The following is a 2851-nucleotide window of genomic DNA, read 5'->3' on the forward strand; positions in this document are numbered from 1 at the left end:
AGATGGGTATAAGAGACAGCCGTGCGGGCCGCTCGCGCGTCGGCCTCGACGAGGAGGGCGTGGCCCGCGCCTCGGGAAAGCGCCTCCAGGCCAACGGCTCCTGATCCCGCGTAGAGGTCGAGGACGCGTTCGCCGTCCAGGGGGCCGCCGAGGAGGGACTGCCAGGTGGAGAAGAGACCTTCGCGTGCGCGGTCGGAGGTGGGGCGGGTGCCGGTGCCGGGGGGTACGGCGAGTCGACGTCCGCCGGCGGTGCCGGCGATCACGCGCGTCATCTTCAATCCTTGGTCGTGGGCGGGTTCAGGTTCATTGTGGCTGGTCGCGCCCCCGCGGCGGTAGCCGCATATGGATTACGCCCCGCGCCCCTTGGGGGGGCAATACCCGTCACCCCTTTTCCAGGTACTGCTCCCTCTCCTCGTCCAAGAGGGCGTCCAGTGCTGTCCGCAGCCCGGGGAGGTGGGCCAGTTCCGGGTCGGCGGCCACCACCGCTGTTGCCTCTACCCTGGCCTGCGCGATGATCTCCTCGTCCTCGATGACCGCGAGCATCCTGAGGCTGGTCCGGGCGCCCGACTGGGCCTGGCCGAGGACGTCGCCCTCGCGGCGTTGTTCCAGGTCGATGCGGGAGAGTTCGAAACCGTCGAGCGTGGAGGCGACCGCGCCCAGGCGCTGGCGGGCCGGGCTCGCCTCGGGCATCTCGGTGACCAGGAGGCAGAGGCCCGGTGCGGAACCACGGCCCACTCGGCCGCGCAGCTGGTGGAGCTGGGAGACGCCGAAGCGGTCGGCGTCCATGATCACCATGGCGGTCGCGTTCGGGACGTTGACGCCGACCTCGATGACCGTCGTGGCGACCAGGACATGCGTCTCACCGGCGGCGAAGCGGCGCATCACGGCGTCCTTGTCGTCGGGGTGCATCCTGCCGTGCAGGACTTCGACCCGCAGGCCCCGGAGGGGACCCTTGACCAGCTGATCGGCCACGTCGAGGACGGCGAGGGGCGGGCGCTTCTCCGCGGCGTCCTCCGGGGACTCCGGCGGCTTCTTGCCGCCGGACTTCTTCGGGTCGTCCTCCTCGTCGCCGATGCGGGGGCAGACCACGTACGCCTGGTGGCCGTTCTCCACCTCCTCGCGGACCCTTTCCCACGCGCGGGACAGGAAGTGGGGCTTGTCCGCGGCCGGGACCACATGACTGGCGATCGGCGAGCGGCCCGCCGGGAGCTGGTCCAGGACGGACGTCTCCAGGTCTCCGAAGACCGTCATGGCGACCGTGCGCGGGATGGGCGTGGCCGTCATGACCAGCAGATGCGGGGGCTGCTTGCCCTTGCCGCGCAGGGCGTCGCGCTGCTCCACACCGAAGCGGTGCTGTTCGTCGACCACGACCAGCCCCAGGTCGTGGAACTGCACCTTGTCCTCGATCAGCGCGTGCGTGCCGATGACGATGCCGGCTTCGCCGGTGGTGAGGTCGAGCAGGGCGTGCCGCCGGGCCGCCGCGCCCATGGAGCCGGTGAGCAGCACCACCTTGGTGGCCTGCTCGGCCCCGCCCAGCATGCCGCCCTCGGCCAGCTCGCCCATCAACTCGACGATGGACCGGTGGTGCTGCTGCGCGAGCACTTCGGTGGGCGCGAGCATGGCGGCCTGCCCGCCCGCGTCGACCACGGCGAGCATGGCGCGCAGGGCGACCATGGTGTTGTGGGTGACAGTGAAGTTGTCCGTGACGTAGGCACGGCTGGGGTGGGCGACGCTGATGCACTGGACGGGCTTCCGCCCCACGTACTCGACCGCCCGGATGCCGCGCCGGAACGTGTTGCACTTCGGCCTTGGACGTACACGTTCGGCTTTGCGAGTGAGCCGGAACGGGGCGTACGCGTCCGGCAGGGACACCTGCACGTTGTACGCGGCCTTCTTCGGCAGCACGCGTGCCCGGCCGCCCAAAGAGCGCACGAGCCATGCGACGTCCTCCGCGAGCCGGCGTGAAGCCGAGCAGAGGGAGATGCTCATGCCATCGGCCTGGACGGTGCCGTCCGTGTCCAGAAGCCCTTGCAGGACGGCGAGACGGTCCTTGATCGAAGCGTTCTTGAAAGCCGGAGGGACGAACTTGTCGTGGGACGTCCTTCCCCAGAGGCCCAACTCGCGCAGGACCTGGATCACCGGGTTGCGCACGCCTCCGGCACGTTGCTTGAGCTGGATCGTGTAGTCACAGTGTGAGCCCTTCACCGGTACCAGCAGGCAATCGGGTGCCACTGCCGCCGACACCGCCTCACGGATCTCGTCGTCGATGGTGGAAAGACGGAGATTGTGCCGGAATGAACCATCTCCCAGCAGCAGCCCGATCAGATAAGGGTCGAGGGGCAGCCCGGCGTCACGACCGAGGTCGACCGGCTTCGCAGGCGGGATGTACCACTTCGAGGACCCGTTGGCCTTGAACGTGTCGAGACGGATCTCCCGGGTCGTCATGACCTTGGGAGTCTGGCCACGGTGCCAACCACAGCTCGTGCCGACGATCCAGAGATGCTCGTCGTCGCACTCGACGGAACTCCCGTCGGACAGGACCAAGCGCCACACGTCGCGCTCACCCTGCGGGAAGACGCCATCGATCAGCCCGATGCCTCCGTCCGGCACCACCACCTCGTCCCCCTCCCGCAGATCTCCCATGCGGCGGAAGCCCAAAGGCGTGAGCACCTGCGCGTCGAGGGGCTGGGCCTTGCCCGAACCGACCTCCCCCTGCAACAGCCGGTGCATCGGATGGCTCGTGGCCAGGTCGTCGAAGATCTCCCGGGAGACGCGCTGCTGGCCGTCGGTGAGGGTGAAGGGGAGGCGGGCGTCGAACGCCGTGAGGAGGCCGTCGGGGGCGGGTCTGCGG

2 protein-coding genes are annotated in these 2851 nt (G+C 69.4%); both read right to left on the minus strand.

All coding sequences use genetic code 11. The features are described from left to right. Positions 1 to 272, minus strand: a 272-nt coding sequence (locus C1J00_RS41390) for an RsmD family RNA methyltransferase (protein ID WP_180989886.1), incomplete at its 3' end; no start/stop codon positions are given. A gap of 109 nt (positions 273 to 381) precedes the next feature. After that, the coding region (locus C1J00_RS41395; protein WP_102913975.1) for a helicase-related protein at positions 382 to 2851 on the minus strand (2470 nt) is incomplete at its 5' end.

Source organism: Streptomyces cahuitamycinicus, assembly GCF_002891435.1.
GTDB classification, from domain to species: Bacteria; Actinomycetota; Actinomycetes; order Streptomycetales; family Streptomycetaceae; genus Streptomyces; species Streptomyces cahuitamycinicus.